This is a genomic window from Noviherbaspirillum sp. Root189 (assembly GCF_001428545.1).
Taxonomy (GTDB): Bacteria; Pseudomonadota; Gammaproteobacteria; order Burkholderiales; family Burkholderiaceae_D; genus Noviherbaspirillum.
On sequence record NZ_LMHZ01000003.1, the window covers coordinates 35,445 to 55,784 of the forward strand.

Here is a 20,340-nt window from a genome sequence, read left to right on the forward strand (position 1 = left end):
TATGAAAATTCTCGTACTTCATGGCCCGAATCTAAATTTGTTTGGCCGTCGCGAACCGCATATCTACGGCACCATGACACTCGCGGAGATTAATGCAAAGCTGACGGCTCTGAGTCAGGATCTCGGTGTCGAGCTCGATATCATGCAGTCCAATCATGAAGGTGACCTGGTGGACAAGCTGCATGAGAATATCGACTCGGCAAGCGGGGCACTTCTCAACCCCGCCGGTTTAACACAATTTGGTGTTTCGCTGCATGATGCAATCAAGGCGATGCCTTTTCCGGTGTTGGAGATTCACATGTCCAACATCGCAGCACGTGAAGAATGGCGTAGCCACTCCATCATCTCGCCCGCCGTCAAAGCGACGATCCAGGGACTGGGATGGCGCTCCTATACGATGGGATTGAGAGCTGTCACCGAACTGGCAAAAGAAGCAAGCGCAGCCAAGGCATAGAGCTAGCCGGAACGCCGGTTCCCGCCATGTGTTGCTTGTTAATATTGCAGAGGCAAGCGGCACATGGCGTATATGAGTTGAGGAAGACAAAATGGACAGAGTTTTTTATTACTACTGTAGGGGAATTGAGGCGATTCTTGCAGTTGCATTGTCTCTGATGGTCATCATGGTGTTTGGTAACGTAGTACTACGCTACCTATTCAATTCGGGTATTGCCTTCTCTGAGGAATTGTCACGGTGGCTCTTCGTTTGGGTAACCTTTCTCGGGGCAGTAGTCGCGTTGCATGAACGCGGCCATCTTGGCACGGACTTTTTGACAGGACGCCTTCCGCCGGCCGGAAAAAAGCTCTGTCTGGGAGTCGGTTACCTGTTAATGCTGCTCACGTGTTGGCTCCTGTTCAAAGGCGCTCTCGATCAGACAAAAATCAATTGGGATGTGTCGGCGCCATCCAGCGGCGCATCCGTCGGTATCTTCTATGCCAGTGGCATCGTCTTCAGCGTGTCAGCCTTTGTCATGCTGGCAGTGGATTTGATAAAGCTGGTCACGGGCCGCGTACCGGAAGAAGAGCTGATCATCGTCCGTGAATCAGAGGAGCAAGCATGACCATCGCCGTTTTTCTTGGTTCCTTGCTGGGGGCAATGGCACTCGGGATACCAATTGCATTTGCCTTGCTTGTTTGCGGCATGGCGCTAATGTGGCATCTCGACCTCTTCGAAGCACAGATCCTGGCGCAGAATGTAATCAACGGCGCAGACAGCTTTCCCCTTCTGGCCGTGCCGTTCTTCATGCTCGCGGGCGAAATCATGAATGTCGGTGGGTTGTCGCGACGCATTGTCAATCTGGCGTTAGCCATTGTCGGTCACGTCAAAGGGGGGCTTGGTTATGTGACCATCATTGCCGCATGTCTGATGGCCGCATTGTCGGGGTCCGCGGTGGCAGACGCTGCAGCGTTGTCCGCATTATTGCTGCCGATGATGGTCGCGGCCGGCCATGACAAGGCACGCTCGGCAGGGCTGATCGCATCGGCAGGCATTATTGCCCCTATTATTCCTCCAAGCATTGGGTTCGTCGTGTTTGGCGTGGCAGCAAATGTCTCCATCACAAAGCTGTTCTTTGCCGGTATCTTCCCTGGCATTATGCTCGCTGCGGCCTTGTGGGTTACATGGTGGTTTTTGGTCCGAAAGGAAACCATCACGGCACCGCCCAGGAAATCGGCTCGTGAGGTGCTGGTGGCAGCAAAAGCAGCGGGATGGGCTCTTGGTCTGCCATTGATCGTCGTGGCCGGACTGAAGATGGGCGTATTCACGCCAACAGAAGCAGCTGTCGTAGCGGCTGTCTATGCGCTTCTCATTACTACCTGTGTATATCGTGAACTGAAGCCGCGCCAGATTTATGGCGTTTTGGTTGCGGCGGCAAAGACTAGCGCTGTGATCATGTTCTTAGTGGCGGCGGCGATGGTGAGCGCTTGGCTGATTACCGTGGCGGATTTGCCTTCAAAAGTGGTTAGCTTATTGCAGCCGTTCATGGGTAACCAGACTTTGCTACTTATTGCGATCATGCTTCTGGTAATGATGGTCGGTACCGCACTGGACATGACACCAACGATTCTGATAATGACGCCTGTGTTGATGCCAGTGATCAAAGCGGCGGGGATCGATCCAGTGTACTTCGGTGTGCTCTTCATGATCAATAACGCGGTTGGCTTGATTACACCACCGGTGGGTACCGTTCTGAACACGGTCGCAGGTGTGGGAAAAATAAAGATGGACGAGGTCACGCGCGGGGTCATGCCGTTCATGCTTGCCCAATTTGCCATACTCATTCTGCTCGTCCTTTTTCCATCGCTGGTAATGGTTCCGGCGCGTTGGTTTTCGTGAAAAGACTGTGCATCGTGAGATGAACCATTCGGCCCTGTTGCGTCCACGGCGACGAATTCATCGGCGTGCATGCATCAGGGATGACTGGAACGGCTAGAAACATTGAGCGGAGCGTCACTGCCAATGGTCACGGAATTAGTCGGTTAGCGCGCAGAAGGGAAAACAAATCGAAAAATGACTCATCGGTTGGCTGATACGCAGTGAAACCAAGCTTGCGGCTTTTTGCCATGTCGGTCATTACTTCGATTGGTCGCCCGAGGTCCAGGTCGGTATGCCAAGGTGACACCAGGCGACCCAAGTCCGGTTCGATAAGGGCGTAGCGCTGTGCTATTTCCCGCCATCGAGCCTCGTCATTTGCCATCGCGGCCTCGAGGGGTTGAACCCGGCCATTAAAACCAGCCGCTTGCACGCCGAACCAATCGGCCAGTTTTCCCCATAGCCAACTCCAACGAAAGTAGTCTCCGTTCACAATATTGAAGGCTTCGTTGCGTGCGGCATCGGTATCTGCGGCCCAGATCAGCTGCTTTGCCAGGATGCGCGCATCAGTCACATCTGACAGGCCTTTCCACTGTGCCTCCGAACCCGGGAACTGAAATACGCGTCCGGTCTCCTTGCAGATTGTCGCATACGCTGCGAGGGTAGTACCGAGGTTCATTGCATTTCCGACTGCCATTCCAATCAGCGTGTGGGGACGATGAACGCTCCAGGTAAAACGATCCCGCGTAGAAGCTGCATAGACCTCGTCTTCTTGTGCATAGTAAAAATTTTCGATGGGTAACCGCGGTTGTGTTTCCCTTAACGGCGTGTCGGGTAATGTCCCCGATTTCGCGTACGCGTCAAATGGTCCAAGATAGTGCTTCAAACCAGTAACGAGAGCGACATGCCGTACCGTTCTTTTTGGCGCCACCGCGGTGAGGAGGTTGCGTACCATGGTACCGTTGACGCGAATATTTTCGGCTTCTGTGGCCTGACGCATCCAAGTGGTGATGAAGACATGCGTGGGCGCCACATCAGTAAGTGCGCTTGCCAAACCGGATGGATCGAGAAGATCCGCAGCGACCGGCCTGACTCCCGATATATCCCCACGTGGACGGCGCGACAAGCCATACACAGCCCAACCGTTCGAAATGAGTTCGCGCGCGACATAACTCCCGGCGATGCCACTTGCACCGATAACTAATGCAGTTCTTTGCATGGTTTTCCTCCGAAGAATGATTTAGGTAAGGGCCAATATGGTCTGACAGCGCCGCAGGCGAAATATCCGCATTCCAGCGAACGAACTTGAAGCACTGGCTGCGCTGGAATAGGAGGCTTAGGCCAGCGTGCGTTATCCAGCGAGTCAGCGTTGTTTGGTGGAGCAGGCTGTTAGTAACGCCATGCAATTTGGCCAAGGAGTCTGATCATTGCCGTTTCGGGTTGTGTCATGATGGGTTTTCGCTCAGCAGTGGCATGAGGCTGGTGGCAACGCTCAAAGCGACTTCCGCATCAACCGTCCTGAGGTTTCTCACGCGCGTTTCCCCAAGTGCCGAGATTGGCTGCCTTCATAAGTGGCGAAGCCTCACCCGACGACGCCAGCTCATGAGCAGCGGCCAACAAATCAGGCCCATATTGCTGCATACGCTTCAACGAGAGGCGGCTTGAAGGACCTGCAATCACGACTACTCCCGTCGCCAGATGATCAGCGCGTTGTACTGGCGCGGCCATTGAACTCATCCCAGGCGCATACCCATCCTCAATAATGCTGAAACCCCGTCTACGATGCTCGTCTAACGCCTTTAGCAAGGCCTTCACGCTCGTTGGTGCGTTTGGGCCGTAATGCTTTGGCTCACCGATCCCCTGGTTCATGACATACGCGATCGCTATATCGTCGGGCAAGGTCATCAACCAGGCCTGCCCAGCGGCGCTACACGACAGGCGCAGGTCGATTCCCATGTCGGGGTCGTAGAGCAGGCCCGAGCGTGCCCCTTGCGCTTTGGCAACCAGGGTTAGTCGTCTGCCATCGACGATGGCAAGCCGAACGAGTTCCTCGGTAGCATGAGCCAGTCTGTTGATTACCGGCTGCGCAATGTCTACCACTCCGGATCGGCTTAGGAAGCTCAGCCCCATAGAAGCCATCTTGGTCGTGAGTGCGTACTCGCCACGAGGTAACTGTCGGATATATCCGTAGCGCACAAGCTCCTGCAAAGTGTAGTGACAGGCGCTGCGGCCCTGATTGAGCGCATTGGCTACCTGTGCCAATGGAACGCCTTCAGGATAAGCGGTAAGGTATTCGAGAATTGCCAACGACTTTTCCAGCGCCCCGCTCATGATTGCCTTTCTGAGCAAACAGACTATTCAAAATTTGAATGGTATCAGGATCTTGAATGTCTTTTAAAAAGATGTAACGATTCGAATCACGAATACCCAGTTCACCGCATAGCTTCTCCAACCATCTAAGCGATAAGGATAGATACGATGAAACAGATCATGCCATTGCGTCGGGCAATGCTCGGCATCCTTGCCGCGGTATCCTTGGTCGCCATCATGGCGCCTGGCCAGGCGCAGGATATCAAGGAACGCCAACTACGCTTCGCATTCAGCCTTGCAAAGGATCATCCTCTTGGAATCGGTGCGCAAAGGTTTGCAGACGCTGTAGCCAGCAAGAGCGGGAACAGGATCAAGGTCAAATTATTCCCCGGTGCGGTATTAGGCGGCGATCCACAGAACTTGTCTGCGATCCGTGGGGGAACCCTGGATTTTACTTCGATGGCCACGGGCCTGCTTGCAGGGATTGACAAACAGTTCATGGTGTTCGATTTTCCCTTCCTCTTTAACAACGCACAGGAGGCTTATGCGCTGTCGGACGGCACCGTCGGCACGAAGATGCTGAACGATCTGGCCCAACACAATATTATCGGCCTTGGCATCTGGGACCTCGGATTTCGCAATATGACGAATAGCAAGCGACCTATCGTCCGCGCCGAAGATTTGCAAGGGTTGAAGATTCGCGTAATCGCCGCACCGATCTACCTCGATCTATTTAAAACATTGGGGGCAAATCCATTGCCGATGACCTTTGGAGAGGTGTATGGCGCCCTAGAATCCCGCGCGATCGACGGTCAAGACAATCCCGTAAGCGTAATTGAAAACGCGCGTTTCGCCGAGGTACAGAAATATCTGTCCTTAACCAAGCACGTATATACAGGAATGCCTTTCCTGATGAGCAAGAAGACTTGGGACAGCATGTCGGATACAGAGCGTCGCATCATCCGCGAGGCGGCCGACGAAGCCAAGCAGGAGCAACGCAAGGTAAATGCAGCCAAGGAGTCCGAAGCGATCGACCTCTTGAGGAAGTCAATGCAAGTCAACGAATTGAGCCAACCCGAGGTCGCTCGCTTGCGCGAGACGGTGAAGCCTGTAGTGCAAACCTACACGCGCGAGGTCGGCAGCCGACTGGTCGAGCAGGTAAACGATGAACTGTCACGTCTTCGCGCAAACAAGTAGGGGATTATATGGCTCTATTAGGCAAGGCTGCACTGGCGATGTGGTGGGATATGGCCACCGACAAGCGCATGGAGTTTGAAGACTGGCATTCCCATGAGCATTTTGCGGAGCGCTTGGCTATCCCCGGCTTCCATCGTGCATCGCGATGGAGATCGGCAGACGGCGGGGATGGCATATTCGTGATGTATGAGCTTGACGAGTACGAGATACTCACCTCACCGCAATACATGGCGCACTTGAATGCCCCCACGCCATGGTCCAGGGCTATGATGCCACATCACCGCAACATGGTTCGTGGTCAGTGCCGCGTGCTTGAGAGCCGTGGCGGGAGTATCGGCAGCCATGCTGTGACATTGCGATTTTCACCCTCCGCTGGTCGCAGCGAAACTGTGCTCGCATCTTTGGGCACGTTGTTAGAACAATTGGCCGTACGGCCGGGTCTGGTTGGCGCACACCTGCTGCAACATCAGACACCAGGCGTTCCACCTACCGAGGAGCAGAAAATCCGTGGGCTCGCCGATAAGGCGGTTCATTGGGTAATGGTGGTATGCGGCTATGATTCGGACTGCCTGCAAAGGATTTTCGAAAAAGAACTAGGAGAAACCGCGCTCGAAGCGATGGGTGTATCAGGGGATGTTATTAAAGGACAGTATGTCCTTGCTCATTCAGCCACCCCAAGGGATACAACTTGAATAATGCGAAATTAGGATTTTAAGCCGGCCAGCTTCCAAAACGGAATCACCAATCCGACGCGACGCTGCATGGATTAGGCGACCGAAGGCGAATGCCTTGACCTCGCCAATCGTGTTGAGACGTTAGCTGCTTCCAGTTGAAGCTGTACCGCAATATCGGGGTGAATCCCACCGGCGTCCATGTCTTGATTCGGATAGGCCGCTCACTCAAGCCGCTCTCGTCAAGGAAGAGAATGACTCTCCTCTCCCGGCAGGCTTTTTTTGAGCATCGGCCAGCGTTTGAGTCGCCACTGCCGTATCGATTCTTCATTACGCTGGCTTGCGCGTCCGGTAGGGCGTTGAACGGTAAAACCCATTGCCTTGAGCAGCAGCCAGATATTTGTCTTTCCATACGTGATCAAAATCTTGCGTCGGCTCAGCTCTTTCTTTTCACTAATTCATGCGCCGAATTAACTACTCTGGAGTTTCTCAGGGACGACCAGCTACCGCGATATAGGTCCGAGTTTAGCCAGCGCATTGGACTGTCGGCTGCACTGCCACCGAAATGATCTACGTCGCCATGGGCTGTCTGCTACTGAAGCGGCCGTTCGAAAAAGCTAGTTTTCAAACAGGCCGTAAGGAAGACCAAAGCTCTCCCAGACAGCTTCTCGCATGTCGCGTCAAATCCGGCCGATATCCTTTACCTCATTGAGTAACCAATCTCTGAAAAGGGCAACTTTACGCGACTCGCGCTGCATTTCTGGCCTAACCAGATAATAAGCTTTGTCTCTGCGCACTGGCATCGTGAATGGCCGCGTCAGCTGCCCTGAGCGGAACTCCTCTGCTAGAAGTGCATTCTGACCGATCGCTATGCCCAATCCGTTGATCGCCGCCTGCCAAGTAAGAACAGAAGTGCCGAAGTTCATCCGCTCCGCGGTCGCGGCGTATTGCGTCATGTGAGTCGCACTTAACCAATCATCCCAGTCGATGCGTCGATAGTGGGAGACCAGCAGACGCTCCCGAAGCAGAGATTCGGGTCGCTTGTCTACCGTGAGATGCTTTTCGATATAACCCGGTGAACAGACCGGTTCGATCTCGTCATGGAACAATAGATCGCACTGTGTCCGCTGCCATTGCCCTTCGCCGAACTGGATCGCAACGTCGACCGGGTCCCTGTCAAAATCGACATCAGGGACCGCATTACTGATTCGAACCTCTACATTGGGATGCAACCGATGGAATTCGGGGAGCCGCGGAATCAGCCACTTGGCGGCGAACGTCGTGTAGGTACGTACCCGCAATGCACCTTGGCTGGTTCCCTTGACCAGTTGCTCGGTTGCGGCCGAGATCTCGCTGAATGCCGGAATGATGCGTTCCCCATAAGCGCGGCCGAGCCGAGTCAACACCACGCCGTGCCGCTCGCGTCTGAACAATTCAACGCCCAGATAGGTTTCCAGTACACCGATTTGACGGCTCACGGCCGACTGCGTCACATGCAATTCTTCGGCGGCGGTGGTAAGGTTTTCTGTCCTCGCCACTACTTCGAAGACCCGAAGTGGATTCAGGGGGGGAATGCGTCGCGCCATTGATATTTATGGGCAGTCGAGAAATGAATTTATTTATTATATCGCAATGCCTGCCGGGCGTTCGGAGCAGCTATGAGTATTTGTCATGCCTGTGCGCCGAATACGAAGTTCTCCACCTGTCGCTCCTCAAGCAAAATTAGCGTTCCACCTTACGCAGTACAGAATTTGAGGATCCCGCAATGAATTTTGAGTTAAGCGAAGAGCACCAGGCTTTTGTCGACTCCGTCCGCCGTTTTGCGCAAGACAAGTTGGCTCCAGGCGCGCTGCAGCGGGCGCACTCCGCGGCGTACCCATGGGACGCCGCGCGCATGCTATCCGAACAGGGGTTGCTGGGCATTGCTTTTCAGGAAGAGGATGGCGGACAGGGCGGTACCCTGATGCATGCGGTGTTGGCGATCCAGGAAGTCGCACTGGTCTGTCCGAAGAGCGCGGACATTGTGCAAGCGGGTAACTTCGGGCCGATTCGCACCTTTGTCGAGTACGCGACACCCGAGCAAAAGCAGCGATTTTTGCCCGACCTCTTGGCTGGCAGGAAGCTGATCGCCCTCGGGATGAGCGAGCCCGACGCCGGCTCGGCCGTTACCGAACTGAAGACCAGCGCCCGACTGGACGGCGACCACTATGTCATCAACGGGAGCAAGGTGTTCTCAACGCACAGTCCCGAAGCAGACCTGTTCTTGATCTATGTGCGTTTCGGACCCGGCGTTGACGGTATCGGTTCGGTACTGGTCGAACGCGGCACGGCCGGCTTCTCCATCGGAGAGCCGTCCGCTTTTATGAGCGGAGAGGAATGGTGCCAGCTCTATTTCGAGGATTGCCGCATTCCCGCCAACAACCTGCTGCTTGGCGCAGGCGGCTTCAAGAAGCAGATATCGGGCTTCAATGTCGAGCGTCTAGGCAACTCGTCCCGCTCGCTTGCGCTTGGACGGCACAGTTTCAATATCGCCCGTGAACATGCGCTCACCCGCAAGCAGTTCGGCCGTGAGCTATGCGAATTCCAGGGGATTCAGTGGAAATTCGCCGAGATGGCGTTGAAGCTAGAATCGGCGCAACTAATGCTCTACCGCGCGGCGCTGGAGGGTGAGCACGGCCTGCCATCGGCGCATAGCACCGCTCTTGCCAAGCTGGCCTGTAATCAGGCCGGCTGGGAAGTCGCGAATGAAGCGCTGCAAGTCATGGGAGGCATGGGCTATAGCCGCGAGTCGCTGGTCGAGTATTGCGTGCGTCGCACCCGCGGCTGGATGATCGCCGGGGGTTCTATCGAAATGCTGAAGAACCGGATCGCGGAAGGCGTCTTTGAGAGAACATTTTCGCAACGGCCGCCCAAAAAGGAATGACGTTGCCCGCCGCGGCGATGTCTGAAAACGATCAACGATCCATGGACTGAAGATGAATGCAACTTCCACCTCCGGCGCGGCACTCGCTCAAGCGCTGCTGAACCCGCGCAGCGTCGCCCTGATAGGCGCTTCCGACGACACCGGCAAGACCGCCGGCCGACCGTTGCAGTACCTGCGGCGTACCGGTTTCAAGGGCGCCGTCTATCCGATCAATCCCAAGCGTGCAACGGTGCAGGGCGAGCAGGCATGGCCGGACCTCGCGTCTCTGCCGGAAGTCCCGGATCATGTGTTCGTGCTGACGCCAACCGAGGGTGTGCTGCCCGCCGTTGAAGAGTGCGCACGCGTCGGCGTGAAAGTAGTGACTGTGCTGGCTGCCGGTTTCTCCGAATCCGGGCCGGAAGGCGCGGCACGCGAACAGGAACTGAGCGCGATAAGCAAGCGTACCGGGATTCGCGTGCTGGGCCCGAGCAGTCTGGGCGTAGTCAATCCCTCGACCGGTCTGGTGCTGACGGCGAATGCCGCCTTCGCCGAACCGGATCTGCCGGTCGGCCGCGTCTTCGTGGCCTCGCATAGCGGTAGCATGATCGGCGCCCTGGTTTCGCGCGGCAAAGCGCGCGGCGTCGGTTTTGCCGGCCTGGTCTCGGTCGGCGGCGAGGCCGACCTGAGCATCGGAGAAATCTGCGCCGCGACCCTGGACGACCCGTCTATCGAAGGTTATCTGCTGTTTCTCGAGACTCTGCATCACGGCCCGAAGCTGCGCGATTTCGCAATCGAGGCAGCCCGCCGCGGCAAACCCGTGATCGCCTATAAGCTCGGGCGCTCGGATGCAGCCGCCGAGATGGCCGCGACCCATACCGGCGCCCTGGCAGGCGAGGATGACGTGGCCGATGCCTTCCTGAAGGACTGTGGCATCGCGCGTGTCGGCATTCTGGAAGCGCTGCTGGAAAGCTTCCCGTTGGCCAAGCGCGTGAAGCTTACCGCTAGCGCGAGCATGCCTCGTCGTGTCGGCGTGGTTACTACCACAGGCGGCGGCGCCGCCATGGCGGTCGACCAGCTCGGTATCCGCGACGTCGTGGTACAGCCGGCATCCGAGCAAACGATGCAGCGCCTGGCTGCGGCCGGCGTATCTGCCAATCCAGGTCGCGTGCTGGACTTGACGCTCGCCGGGACCCGGTACGAAGTCATGAAAAAGACGCTAGACATCATGCTTGATGCACCGGAGTTCGACCTGGTGCTGGCCGTGGTGGGCTCATCCGCACGCTTCCAGCCGCAACTGGCAGTCAAGCCCATCGTCGATAGCGTGCAAGGCGCGAAGCCGCTGGCCGCGATGCTGGTGCCCGACGCTCCGGATGCACTGGCCGCACTGACGGCGGCCGGCGTGCCTTGTTTCCGCTCGCCGGAAGCATGCGCAGACACCATTGCATCAGTGTTTGCCCGCCGGCTGCCGGGCGTGGCGCCACGGGTCGTGGAGCGATCTTCGGTGGACACACACACGCTCAGCGAAGAGCAGGCATATGCGGTGCTCGACGAACTCGGCGTGCCGCATGCACCGGTCGTAACCATGAGCTTGTCGACTCCCGCTCCGGCGCTGCCATTCGACTTCCCTGTAGTGGCAAAAATCTGTTCCGAGCACATTTCGCACAAGACGGAAGTCGGCGGCGTGGTGCTCGGTATCAACAGCGACGTCGAACTGAATCAGGCGCTGGCTACGCTGCGCAACAACTTGGCGGAGCGGGCACCAGGTATCGCATGCGACCAGGCATTGGTGCAACCGATGCTCAAGGGGCTGACCGAAGTGCTGGTAGGTTACCGCATCGACCCGGATGCCGGGCCGATAATCATGCTGGCGGCGGGAGGAATTTGGGCAGAGGTATCGCGCGACCGTAGCATTCGCCTGGCGCCCGTGAGCGTCGATACTGCACGTGAAATGATCGCTGAAGTGCGCTCGCTCAAGACGGTATCCGGCCTGCGCGGTAAGCGGCGCGGCGACCTGGAAGCGCTTGCACATACCGTATCGGCGCTGTCACAGCTCGCCATGAAGCCGGAGCTGGGCGTCTGCGAAGCAGAGGTGAATCCGTTGATGGTGATGCCTGAGGGCGAAGGCGTGCTCGCCGTCGATGCGCTGGTCCTGAAAGCATGACTATTCCGGACAGAGCCGCAGCAAGTGTGACTGAAGAACAGGCACGCAGAGAGATCGCGCGTCTGGATGCCAGGGCAGCGAAGCAACGTGTGGTTTGGCAGGGAAGGGACGTCGTATGGCGGCGTTTCGGCGACGGTCCGCCGCTGGTTCTGATTCATGGCGGTCATGGCAGCTGGCTGCATTGGATACGCAACATTGAAGTGCTGGCACAGCGTCATACACTCTGGCTGCCCGACCTGCCGGGGTTCGGCGACTCGGATGAACTCGACCTTGCCGCACATGCTCTGGACCGCATGCAGCATCTGACCGATGCGCTGGCTGGCAGTCTGGATAGCTTGGTGGGCGAGGATACCCAGATCGACCTTGCAGGCTTCTCTTTCGGCGGCCTAGCCGCGGCACACCTTGCCGCGCTGCGCGGCGGCATCCGTCGCATGGCACTGCTTGGCCCAGCTGGCCATGGCGGCACGCGCCGCCAGCCAGTGGCTATGGCGGATTGGCGTTTGCCTGACCGGGACGCCATGCGTGCGGCGCTACGCCACAACCTGGCTGCGCTGATGCTACACCATCCGCTCGTCGATGACGCGCTCGCCATTACGGTTCATGAGCAGTGCTGCATACAGACGCGCTTCCGCAGCAAGGCAATTTCCAGGTCGGCATCATTGAAGTCCACGCTGGATCGTTACTCGTATCCCTTGCTGTTGATCTGGGGCGAGCATGACGTAACGGGAACGCCTGAAGAACTCGTTCAACAGTTGGCCGAAGGGCACCCCGGCCGCGACTGGTGTGTGGTACCGAATGCCGGGCACTGGGTGCAGTATGAACGGTCCGACGACATTAACCGGTTGCTGCTTTCCTGGTTCGGCGACGGTGCGGCAGTGGCAGCGATGCCAGTTGGCTAGACTTCTTACTATCGTCCGTAGAGTCACACGCCTGTCGTTGCCACAGCCCGCGCCGCTTCCCGCTATCTTACGAGCAGTGCATCAAGTGTATGCATCGACTCAATCTTCCACAGCTTCTCCAGGAGCGCTTGCGCGGCTTCCGCGCCGAGCACAGGGGTAGCCAGTTCCAGATATTTCTGGTTGAGTTCGTCATCCGCGAGTGGTGCTTCGGGATCGCCCTTGCGTGTCGGTTGCAGGTGCTGGGCGCTGCTGCCGTCTCGCAGCCTGAAAGTGATGCGGGCAGCACGCTTGCCGGGGAAGGCGGCGTCGAGCTCCGGGTCGATAGTCAGGCGGATTTTTTGCATCAATGCCCGCGTCACTGGATCATTCAGACGTTCCGGCAGAAATGCCGCGAGGCGTACACTGCCGTGGGTGAGTGCAGTAGCGACTGTGTACTTGACCGAGAAGCGGCCTTCGGCCGGAGTCGCCGGCGCTTCGTATCCGGCCACCTCCAGCGCCGCGCTGTAGGTGGCGATCTGGATTTCCTCGATATCGGAAGCGGCAATACCCAATTTCGCCTTCAACGCAAGCGCACCGTCAATAGGCGCGAAGGTATGGCCGCAGCACGCGTGGTTCTTGAAAGTCATGCGTGTGATGTGGAAGTCCTTCCCCAGTGTTGCAAGTGCAAGCGTCCAGTCGGGGCCGTTGCCCATCGCCCGGCCAAAGCCCACCTCACCCTCCAGTACATCCAGCGATCCGGTAACTCCCTGTGCCGCGGACAGAGCTGCCGTCACCCCGGCTTCTGCAGCACGTCCGGCGTGCAGTGGCTTGGACATGGAATCCATTCGGAAAGCCTGCTGCAAACCAGAAGCGAACGTAGCGACGGTCGCCAGCGCATGGGCGAACTGTCTTTCATCCAGCCCCTGGAGCTCAGCTGCTGCTGCGGCGGCGCCGAAGCAGCCAATGGTGCCAGTGTTATGCCAGTGTTTGTAGTGCGCACGCCCCATGGCGGCGCCGATGCGGGTTGATATTTCGTAGCCGACGATCACCGCACGCAGAAACGATTCACCGGATGCATTGATGGCTTGCGCCACCGCCAGTGCTGCCGCGATGACCGGCGCGCCAGGGTGGTAGATGGCTTCGCGGTAAATGTCGTCGACCTCGGCGGTATGCGATGCGGTACCGTTGATGAGCGCCGCCAGACGCGTGGTCGCCGGTTTTCCCAGCGCAAGGCGGGCTCGGCCGTGCTCCAGTTCTTCGGCAAAGGCCTTTTCAAGCAGAGTAGCTGGCGGCAGCACTGCACCCGGAAGCAGTGCCGCATACCAGTCGATTACGGCGCGCTTGGCATGGTGCAGCACCTCCGGCGTGATGGTGTGCGTACGGTAATCGACGGCGTGGCGGGCGAATTGCTTAACGATGTGCATGTGTTTGTCCTGCTGTATATTGAAGCGACGATAGACGAGCATGGCACTCGGAGCCTTAACGACATTGCGTTATTTCGGCGTTTCGGCGCGGCGTAAATTGCCTACGGTTATGTTCGGTCCTCGCCTTGTGGAACTGTCTTCCAAGCCATTGATTCCATTGAAACGGACTCGCTGTCTGTCATTGAATCGAGCGCTCCCGGCATGTCAGGGAAGGTCTGGCTTAATGATCCTGTAATTATCGCCGTAGTCTACGTGATGGACCACTTCGCATTTGTTGTTCAGGCATGCGTTTTTGTAATGGGGCGGGACCAAGGGCTCGTATGCAATCCGCTGATTTTCTCTGCACCAGCCGCGCGGCGTGTTCTGACATGAGAAAAAGTCATTCCTGCCCTACAAATTGTCACTTGCCGCTTGGGGACTGCGTATGGAGAATGGCCATCTGGAGATTTAAATGAACACGATAAGCTCAATTAACACTCACATCAGCGGGTTGGCCTGCGGGAGCATAGACGCCAACGGGACTTTAGGCTTGAGAAGGGGCGGGCAAAGTATCCGGTCACCGTTCGTGGTCAACAGGACCAGGCCGACGCGACTCTCGTCCCCATGCCGCGCCTGCGCGCTTCCAAAATTATAGGAGATTATCAATGAAGGTCGGATTCATCGGGCTTGGCCGCATGGGCTATGCCCTGGCGTCGCACCTGTTGCGCAACAAGGTGGACTTGATCGTCCACGATATTCAGCCGGTGCCCGTGGACAAGCTCGTAACGCAAGGCGCATCGCGTGCAGCGGACGTACACGAACTTGCCAAGCGTGCTGACGTGGTATTCACCATGCTGCCCGGTCCCAGGCAGGCACGCGAGGTGACTCTGGGCGAGTCGGGCGTACTTGCCGGTCTTCGTCCGGATAGTCTCCTGGTCGAGCTTAGCACCATCGACACGGATACAGTGGACGAACTGTGGTGCGCGGCACGGGAGAAGGGCGTGCGCTTCGCCGACGCTCCTGTCGGTCGTCTCGCGGCGCACGCGGACCGTGGCGAGTCGCTGTTCATGCTTGGTGCCGCCGAACGCGATCATGCCGAACTCGAACCGTTGCTGCTGAAAATGGGCACGACGGTACTGCACTGCGGAGATCCGGGCTCCGGTACTCGGATGAAACTGATCAACAATCTCATGGTGTTGTGTTACTGCCAGCTCAACTCCGAGGCCCTGGTTCTGGCATCCGCCCTCGGCCTGGACGTGCGCAAGACATTCGAAGTACTCACCGGCACCACTGCTTCGAATGGACAGCTCAAGGAGAAGTGGCCCGCCAAGGTGCTGAAGGGGGATCTCACTCCCGGATTCGACATCGCTCTGGGATTCAAAGACCTCACGCTGGCGTGCCAGGCCGCGCAATCCGCCGGAATCTCTTTACCGATGGGTAATCTAGCAAGAAACCTGTTTCAGCTGGCGCGACATGCGGGAAAAGATGGGCAGGATACGTCGTCCATGACCGATTACTGGGCAGAAGCCAACGGTCTCGATTCGATCCGACTGTAACACCAGAACGACCCGAGCAAGGTCGGTGTTACGGCAGGGATGGCTACTAAAGCTGCCTCCGCGGAAGCCCTGAAGACCGCGCTATAGCCTGATCGCATTTTAAAATTTATAAAACGGAGACACCTTCATGATCATAAAGAGCAAACGCTCGTTTCTTCGGTATTCCGTCGCCCTGGCCACCGCGCTTCTCGCCGGCGCAACCTGGGCCCAGTCCGGAAGCGACTGGCCGACAAGACCAGTGACCATCGTCGTCGGCTTCAGCGCCGGCGGCCCCACAGATGCAGTCGCACGTATCCTCGCCGAGCAGTTGTCGGCCAAGTTCAATCAAAGCTTCGTGGTCGAAAACAAGGCGGGAGCCAGCGGCGCCCTGGCCGCAGTCGGCGTCAAGAAGGCTGCGCCGGACGGCTACACACTGATGTTCGGCAGCAGCAGCACACTGTCTATCACGCCTCACCTGCAGAAAAATCTGGGCTATGACCCGCTTCGCGACTTCACAGCAATCGGTCTGGTTGCCAGCTACCCGTATTTCCTCGTCGCTCCCGCATCGTCCGCCATCACTTCGCTCGACGAATTGTTGAAGCGAGGAGGTAATCCGTCGTTCAACCTGAGTTACGCATCCGCCGGCAATGGGGCCGTGAATCATCTTGCCGGCGAATGGTTCAAGCACGTGGCTAGCATCAAGGCGACCCATATCCCCTACAAGGGAGATTCGGCGGCACTGGTGGATCTGGTGGCCGGTCGAACCGATTTTGCGTTCCTCTCGGGGGCAGCGGTGCTGCCTCAGGTGAAATCCGGCAAGCTGCGCCTTCTGGCTTCCGCGAGTGCCACCTCGGGACGCGGCGGTGAGGGCGTAATTACTCTGGGTGAATCCCGCTTCAAGGGCTTCGCTGCCGAGCCATGGAATGGTTTGATGGGGCCTGCGGGCATGCCCCAGTCGATCGTGGTCAGGCTGAATGCGGCGGTCAACGAAATCATGAACCGAAAAGAGGTAGTGGACCGGCTCGCGGCCATGGAACAGTATCCGCTCACGGGTACGCCTCAGCAGTTCACCAATCACATTAAGGAACAGACCGAGCGCTGGGCTTCGGTCATCAAGACCTCCGATATCAAGGTTGATTAAGATGGAATATTCCCAATTCATTGCAGGCGAATTTCGCCAAGGCACATCCAACGCCCGCTTCACGGTGATCAATCCCAGCAATGGCCAGGAGCTGGGCAGCTATGCACATGCCCACCGTGCGGACGTGGAACAGGCTGTCGCTGCGGCGGCCGAGACGTTCCGCAGCTGGTGCAAGACACCCGCGCTGCAGCGTTCGACATTGCTGCGCCGAACAGCGTCCATCATGCGCGAGCGAGGTACGGTCATCGCGGAGCAGATTAGCCGCGAGCTGGGCAAGCCCGTCGGCGAAGCGCACAACGAAGTAGCCACTGCTGCCGAGATGTTCGAATGGGCCAGCGAAGAGGTGCGTCGTATCTACGGCCGTACCATTCCTGCCCGCGCCGAGAGCATTACACAAACAGTAGTGATGGAGCCGATTGGCCCTGTGGCCGCGTTCGCAGGCTGGAACGCCCCCGCCATCACACCGTCGCGCAAGATTAGCGGCGCCCTTGCGGCCGGATGTACCATCGTAATCAAGCCTTCGGAAGAGACCGCAGGGGTTGCGCTCCACATCGCGCGGGCCATTCAAGACGCTGGGATCCCCGACGGGGTTGTGAACATGGTATTCGGCGACCCGGGCGAGATTGCCGATATTCTCTGCACTGCGCCGCAGATCGCCATGGTGACTTTCACCGGTGCCACCTCGGTAGGGAAGATCATAGGCTCCAAGGCAGCGCTGACCATGAAGCGTGCCACGCTGGAATTGGGCGGGCATGCGCCAGTAGTCGTGTGCGATGACGTCGACGTCGACCGGGTGGTGCGCATGGCGGTGGCCACCAAGTTCCGGAATGCGGGCCAAGTCTGTACCTCGCCGACCCGCTTTCTTGTTCAAGCCCCCATTTTTGACGCCTTTTGCGAGAAGTTCGTGACCGCGGCCAGAGCGATCAAAGTGGGCGACCCGTTCGACCGTTCCACCCAAATGGGGCCGCTGAAGAACCTGCGCCGGCTCGAGTCGATCGACACCATGGTGAAGGACGCACGGCAGCGCGGCCTGAAAGTGCTTGCCGGCGGCGAGCGCCTTGGAACGGAAGGATTCTTCTACGCGCCTACCGTCATCCTTGAGCCAGGCCTCGATAGCGATGCGGCCAATATCGAACCCTTTGGACCGATTGCGCTACTCAGTTCCTTCGAAGGGCTCGACGATGCCATTGCGGAAGCGAACCGGTTGCCTTTTGGACTGGCTGCCTATGCACACACGAACAACCTGCACCGCGCGCACCGCTTGGCGCACGAGATCGACAGCGGCGTGGTGTGCATCAACGAGTGGCAGGCATCGCTGCCGGAAACGCCGTTCGGCGGCCACAAGGATAGTGGTTTGGGATCGGAAGGCGGCATCGAGGGTGTGCAGGAGTTCCTTCGAGTCAAGTGCGTACGACAGGGAGCCGTATCGTGAGCAGCCCATCATCCGTGCTGGGATTTGTTGGCGTAGGTGTGATGGGAGAAGGCATGTGCCGCAACCTGGTCCTGAAGTCCGGGCGCCAGGTGCATGTGGCGGATATCAGTGCCGAAAACGTCGCCCGAGCGGTCGCCTATGGCGCCATTGGTTCTAGTATCGCGTCACTGCGCGAGGTCGCCGACACGGTATTCCTATCGCTGCCCTCGATCGATCAGGTGGAGGATGTGTGTTTCGGCGCCAATCCACTGATCGTTAAGGGAGGGGCAATCCGGACCGTGGTCGACATGAGCACCAGCGACGTGTCGCGCACGCGCTCGCTAGCACACCGGCTTGCAGCACACGGCGTGCGGTTCCTGGATGCACCCGTGGCACGCAGTCGCGAGGCCGCCAATAACGGCACGCTGCTGATCACGGTAGGCGGTGAGGGCGCGCTCTTTGATGAAGTCGATCCATGGCTGCGCTGCATGGGATCAGACGTGGTGCACTGCGGCGACGTGGGCGCGGGCCAGGTCGTCAAGGTCATGAACAACATGGTCCTGCTCTCCACCGTCAACGCGCTCGCCGAGGCAATGGCGATCGCCGAAGCGGCAGGTGTGGACAAGACCATGCTGGCCAATATGCTCAGACTCGGTTCGGCGGATTCGTTCGCCCTGCGCCTGACAGGAGAGAAGTATCTCGCACGGGATGAATTTCCCGAGAAGATGTTCCCCGCATCCTACGCGCTGAAGGACATGCGGCTTGCCCTTGCGCTGGCGCAGGCATCCGGGATCCGGCCTGCAGTCGCCGAAGCCACTACAGCGCTGCTGGACGAGGCGAGCGCGCGAGGATACGCGCTGAACTACTATCCGGTGATCTACCGCTTAATACGTGCCCAGAAGAACTGATCCCGCGCCGCTGCCGGGAAAGCCTTTACAAAACCTCATGCAGACATAACAAATGCGAAGTCGTCGCCAGATGCGGGCAATGCAATAATTCTTACGCTGCCCCGACGTGGGGCAGTGAAGCAGGTTGAAGGTTAAAACAGGAAATCAATATCTCATCGTGGAATCTGATTCATGTCGAAAAACGGAAGAACTCATGGATAACCTAAAAGAGCTTGTGAATGCCGATGAACGACTTGTACGACGTGGCCGGTACATCGACACGACCTTCATGGTGGAGATCGGAGACATCTCCTACCTGATCAAGGTGACGGAAGGGCGGGTGGCCGACGTCAGTCGCGGTCCATTCGTCATGCCGACATGGAGCTTCGCGATGCGGGCATCGACGGAAACCTGGAGCCGGTTCTGGCTTCCGGTCCCGCCCCCGGGGTTTCACGACCTGTTTGCGTTAATCAAGCGGCGTACCTTGCGTGTCGAAGGAAATCTCCATCCTTTCATGGCAAACCTCTTTTATTTCAAAGGCGTGATGGGCAAGCTTCGCGCATCGGAAGGAGCAAAAAAATGACAGCAGTGTTCGAACCCGTTGTCGGACGCTATCTGCGTCTCAATTTGCTGGGAAAACCGCACAGATTGTATGTCGAGGAGGCGGGGCAAGGCATTCCGCTGCTTTGCCTGCATACTGCCGGATCGGATACCCGCCAGTACCGGGCGTTGCTCAACGACCCGGACGTGCTGCGCCATTATCGAGTGATCGCGTTCGATCTGCCGTGGCATGGCAAGTCTTCGCCTCCTGCGGGTTGGCAAGACGAGGAATACCGGCTGACTTCGCGCGACTATACCGATATTGTCATGGGCGTGGCCGATGCGCTGGAACTTGATGGCCCGGTGGCGATGGGATGTTCCATAGGCGGGCGGATCGTACTGCACTTGGCGCTCGAGCATCCTGAACGCTTTCGCGCCATCATCGGCCTGCAGTCTGGAGCGCATGTCGATCCCTATTACGACATCAATTGGCTCCACCGTCCCGATGTGCACGGCGGCGAAGTTTGCGCAGGCGTCGTATCGGGTCTGGTTGGCCCTCTGAGCCCTGAAGCGGAAAGATGGGAAACCTTGTGGCATTACATGCAGGGCGGTCCTGGTATTTTCAAAGGCGACCTGCATTTTTATAAGCTCGACGGCGACATCCGGGGAAAGGTAGCTGAGATCGACACTAGTCGCTGTCCCCTATACCTGCTCTCAGGCGAATATGACTATTCGTGCACGCCGGAGGATACGCTTGACCTGGTCAAACGCATCAAGGGAGCTGAAGCCAACATCATGGAAGGGCTGGGCCATTTTCCGATGAGCGAGGATCCCGAGAAGTTTCTTTCTTACCTGCGTCCGGTACTTGACCGTATCCGCGGTGTTAACCGCGTCGCCAGCTAGATCCCGTTTTGAAGCCGACAACCTGATTGCTGATTGTTCCACTGCACCGAGGAGTCGGTACAGCAGAAAGTGGCTGTCGGCCACATGCATTCA

Annotated in this window: 18 protein-coding genes and 1 pseudogene; 14 read left to right on the forward strand and 5 right to left on the reverse strand. The window is 57.9% G+C overall.

The features are described 5' to 3' along the window. Nucleotide 1: 1 nt before the first annotated feature. The 3 genes from ASE07_RS02525 to ASE07_RS02535 all read left to right on the forward strand — a co-directional run bounded on the left by ASE07_RS02525 (nt 2) and on the right by ASE07_RS02535 (nt 2,332). A complete protein-coding gene (locus tag ASE07_RS02525; protein WP_057289240.1) occupies nt 2-454 on the forward strand; it encodes a type II 3-dehydroquinate dehydratase in 453 nt (150 codons plus the stop codon). A 91-nt stretch (nt 455-545) separates the two neighbouring features. Then, complete coding sequence (locus ASE07_RS02530) at nt 546-1,058, forward strand: TRAP transporter small permease (RefSeq protein ID WP_057289241.1); 513 nt, start codon at nt 546-548, stop codon at nt 1,056-1,058. Further along, nucleotides 1,055-2,332 (forward strand): TRAP transporter large permease subunit, encoded by a 1,278-nt coding sequence (locus ASE07_RS02535; protein WP_057289242.1) that lies wholly within the window; start codon nt 1,055-1,057, stop codon nt 2,330-2,332. The genes ASE07_RS02530 and ASE07_RS02535 overlap by 4 nt, the downstream gene beginning before the upstream one ends. Before the next feature lie 127 nt (nt 2,333-2,459). Here the strand turns inward: ASE07_RS02535 and ASE07_RS02540 are convergent, their stop codons facing one another. Together ASE07_RS02540 and ASE07_RS02545 are read right to left on the reverse strand one after the other, a co-directional pair. Beyond that, nucleotides 2,460-3,527: an SDR family oxidoreductase gene (locus ASE07_RS02540; RefSeq protein ID WP_057289243.1), complete on the reverse strand. Its 1,068-nt coding sequence runs from the start codon at nt 3,525-3,527 to the stop codon at nt 2,460-2,462. A 290-nt stretch (nt 3,528-3,817) separates the two neighbouring features. Beyond that, nucleotides 3,818-4,639, reverse strand: a complete 822-nt coding sequence (locus tag ASE07_RS02545; protein WP_057289244.1) for an IclR family transcriptional regulator — start codon at nt 4,637-4,639, stop codon at nt 3,818-3,820. A gap of 177 nt (nt 4,640-4,816) precedes the next feature. On the opposite strand from ASE07_RS02545, the gene ASE07_RS02550 reads away from it, so the two are divergent. Both ASE07_RS02550 and ASE07_RS02555 read left to right on the forward strand, forming a co-directional pair. Then, on the forward strand, nt 4,817-5,815 hold the full coding sequence (locus ASE07_RS02550) for a TRAP transporter substrate-binding protein (protein ID WP_235548326.1): 999 nt from the start codon (nt 4,817-4,819) through the stop codon (nt 5,813-5,815). 8 nt (nt 5,816-5,823) lie between these two features. After that, nucleotides 5,824-6,507, forward strand: a complete 684-nt coding sequence (locus tag ASE07_RS02555) for a hypothetical protein (protein WP_057289246.1) — start codon at nt 5,824-5,826, stop codon at nt 6,505-6,507. 221 nt (nt 6,508-6,728) lie between these two features. Here the strand turns inward: ASE07_RS02555 and ASE07_RS30590 are convergent, their stop codons facing one another. Both ASE07_RS30590 and gcvA read right to left on the reverse strand, forming a co-directional pair. Further along, nucleotides 6,729-6,908 (reverse strand): winged helix-turn-helix domain-containing protein, encoded by a 180-nt coding sequence (locus ASE07_RS30590; RefSeq protein WP_162256856.1) that lies wholly within the window; start codon nt 6,906-6,908, stop codon nt 6,729-6,731. A 258-nt stretch (nt 6,909-7,166) separates the two neighbouring features. After that, the gene (gcvA, locus tag ASE07_RS02565) at nt 7,167-8,072 is read right to left on the reverse strand and encodes a transcriptional regulator GcvA (protein ID WP_057289248.1); all 906 of its coding nucleotides are present in this window, start codon (nt 8,070-8,072) and stop codon (nt 7,167-7,169) included. Nucleotides 8,073-8,251: 179 nt separating this feature from the next. Between gcvA and ASE07_RS02570 the strand changes: the two genes are divergently transcribed. Genes ASE07_RS02570 through ASE07_RS02580 form a run of 3 tightly spaced genes read left to right on the forward strand, consistent with a single transcriptional unit; the run spans nt 8,252 to nt 12,448 of the window. Beyond that, nucleotides 8,252-9,409, forward strand: coding sequence for an acyl-CoA dehydrogenase family protein (locus ASE07_RS02570; RefSeq protein ID WP_057289249.1), 1,158 nt, complete (start codon nt 8,252-8,254; stop codon nt 9,407-9,409). A gap of 52 nt (nt 9,410-9,461) precedes the next feature. Further along, nucleotides 9,462-11,549 (forward strand): acetate--CoA ligase family protein, encoded by a 2,088-nt coding sequence (locus ASE07_RS02575; RefSeq protein ID WP_057289250.1) that lies wholly within the window; start codon nt 9,462-9,464, stop codon nt 11,547-11,549. A gap of 26 nt (nt 11,550-11,575) precedes the next feature. Continuing rightward, on the forward strand, nt 11,576-12,448 hold the full coding sequence (locus ASE07_RS02580) for an alpha/beta fold hydrolase (RefSeq protein WP_235548327.1): 873 nt from the start codon (nt 11,576-11,578) through the stop codon (nt 12,446-12,448). A gap of 62 nt (nt 12,449-12,510) precedes the next feature. On the opposite strand, the gene ASE07_RS02585 is transcribed toward ASE07_RS02580, so the two are convergent. Then, nucleotides 12,511-13,851 carry an MmgE/PrpD family protein gene (locus ASE07_RS02585; protein ID WP_057289328.1) on the reverse strand — a complete coding sequence of 447 codons (1,341 nt, stop codon included), beginning with the start codon at nt 13,849-13,851 and terminating at the stop codon, nt 12,511-12,513. 632 nt (nt 13,852-14,483) lie between these two features. Here ASE07_RS02585 and ASE07_RS30595 point away from each other — a divergent pair. The 6 genes and pseudogenes from ASE07_RS30595 to ASE07_RS02615 all read left to right on the forward strand — a co-directional run. Continuing rightward, nucleotides 14,484-15,386, forward strand: a pseudogene (locus ASE07_RS30595) (NAD(P)-dependent oxidoreductase); the annotation flags it as partial. A gap of 127 nt (nt 15,387-15,513) precedes the next feature. After that, nucleotides 15,514-16,506 carry a Bug family tripartite tricarboxylate transporter substrate binding protein gene (locus ASE07_RS02595; protein WP_057289253.1) on the forward strand — a complete coding sequence of 331 codons (993 nt, stop codon included), beginning with the start codon at nt 15,514-15,516 and terminating at the stop codon, nt 16,504-16,506. Nucleotide 16,507: 1 nt separating this feature from the next. Further along, nucleotides 16,508-17,938, forward strand: coding sequence for an NAD-dependent succinate-semialdehyde dehydrogenase (locus ASE07_RS02600; protein ID WP_057289254.1), 1,431 nt, complete (start codon nt 16,508-16,510; stop codon nt 17,936-17,938). Next, on the forward strand, nt 17,935-18,825 hold the full coding sequence (locus tag ASE07_RS02605; protein ID WP_057289255.1) for an NAD(P)-dependent oxidoreductase: 891 nt from the start codon (nt 17,935-17,937) through the stop codon (nt 18,823-18,825). The genes ASE07_RS02600 and ASE07_RS02605 overlap by 4 nt, the downstream gene beginning before the upstream one ends. A gap of 193 nt (nt 18,826-19,018) precedes the next feature. Next, complete coding sequence (locus tag ASE07_RS02610) at nt 19,019-19,387, forward strand: hypothetical protein (protein WP_057289256.1); 369 nt, start codon at nt 19,019-19,021, stop codon at nt 19,385-19,387. Beyond that, complete coding sequence (locus ASE07_RS02615) at nt 19,384-20,247, forward strand: alpha/beta fold hydrolase (RefSeq protein ID WP_057289257.1); 864 nt, start codon at nt 19,384-19,386, stop codon at nt 20,245-20,247. The genes ASE07_RS02610 and ASE07_RS02615 overlap by 4 nt, the downstream gene beginning before the upstream one ends. Nucleotides 20,248-20,340 lie beyond the last annotated feature (93 nt).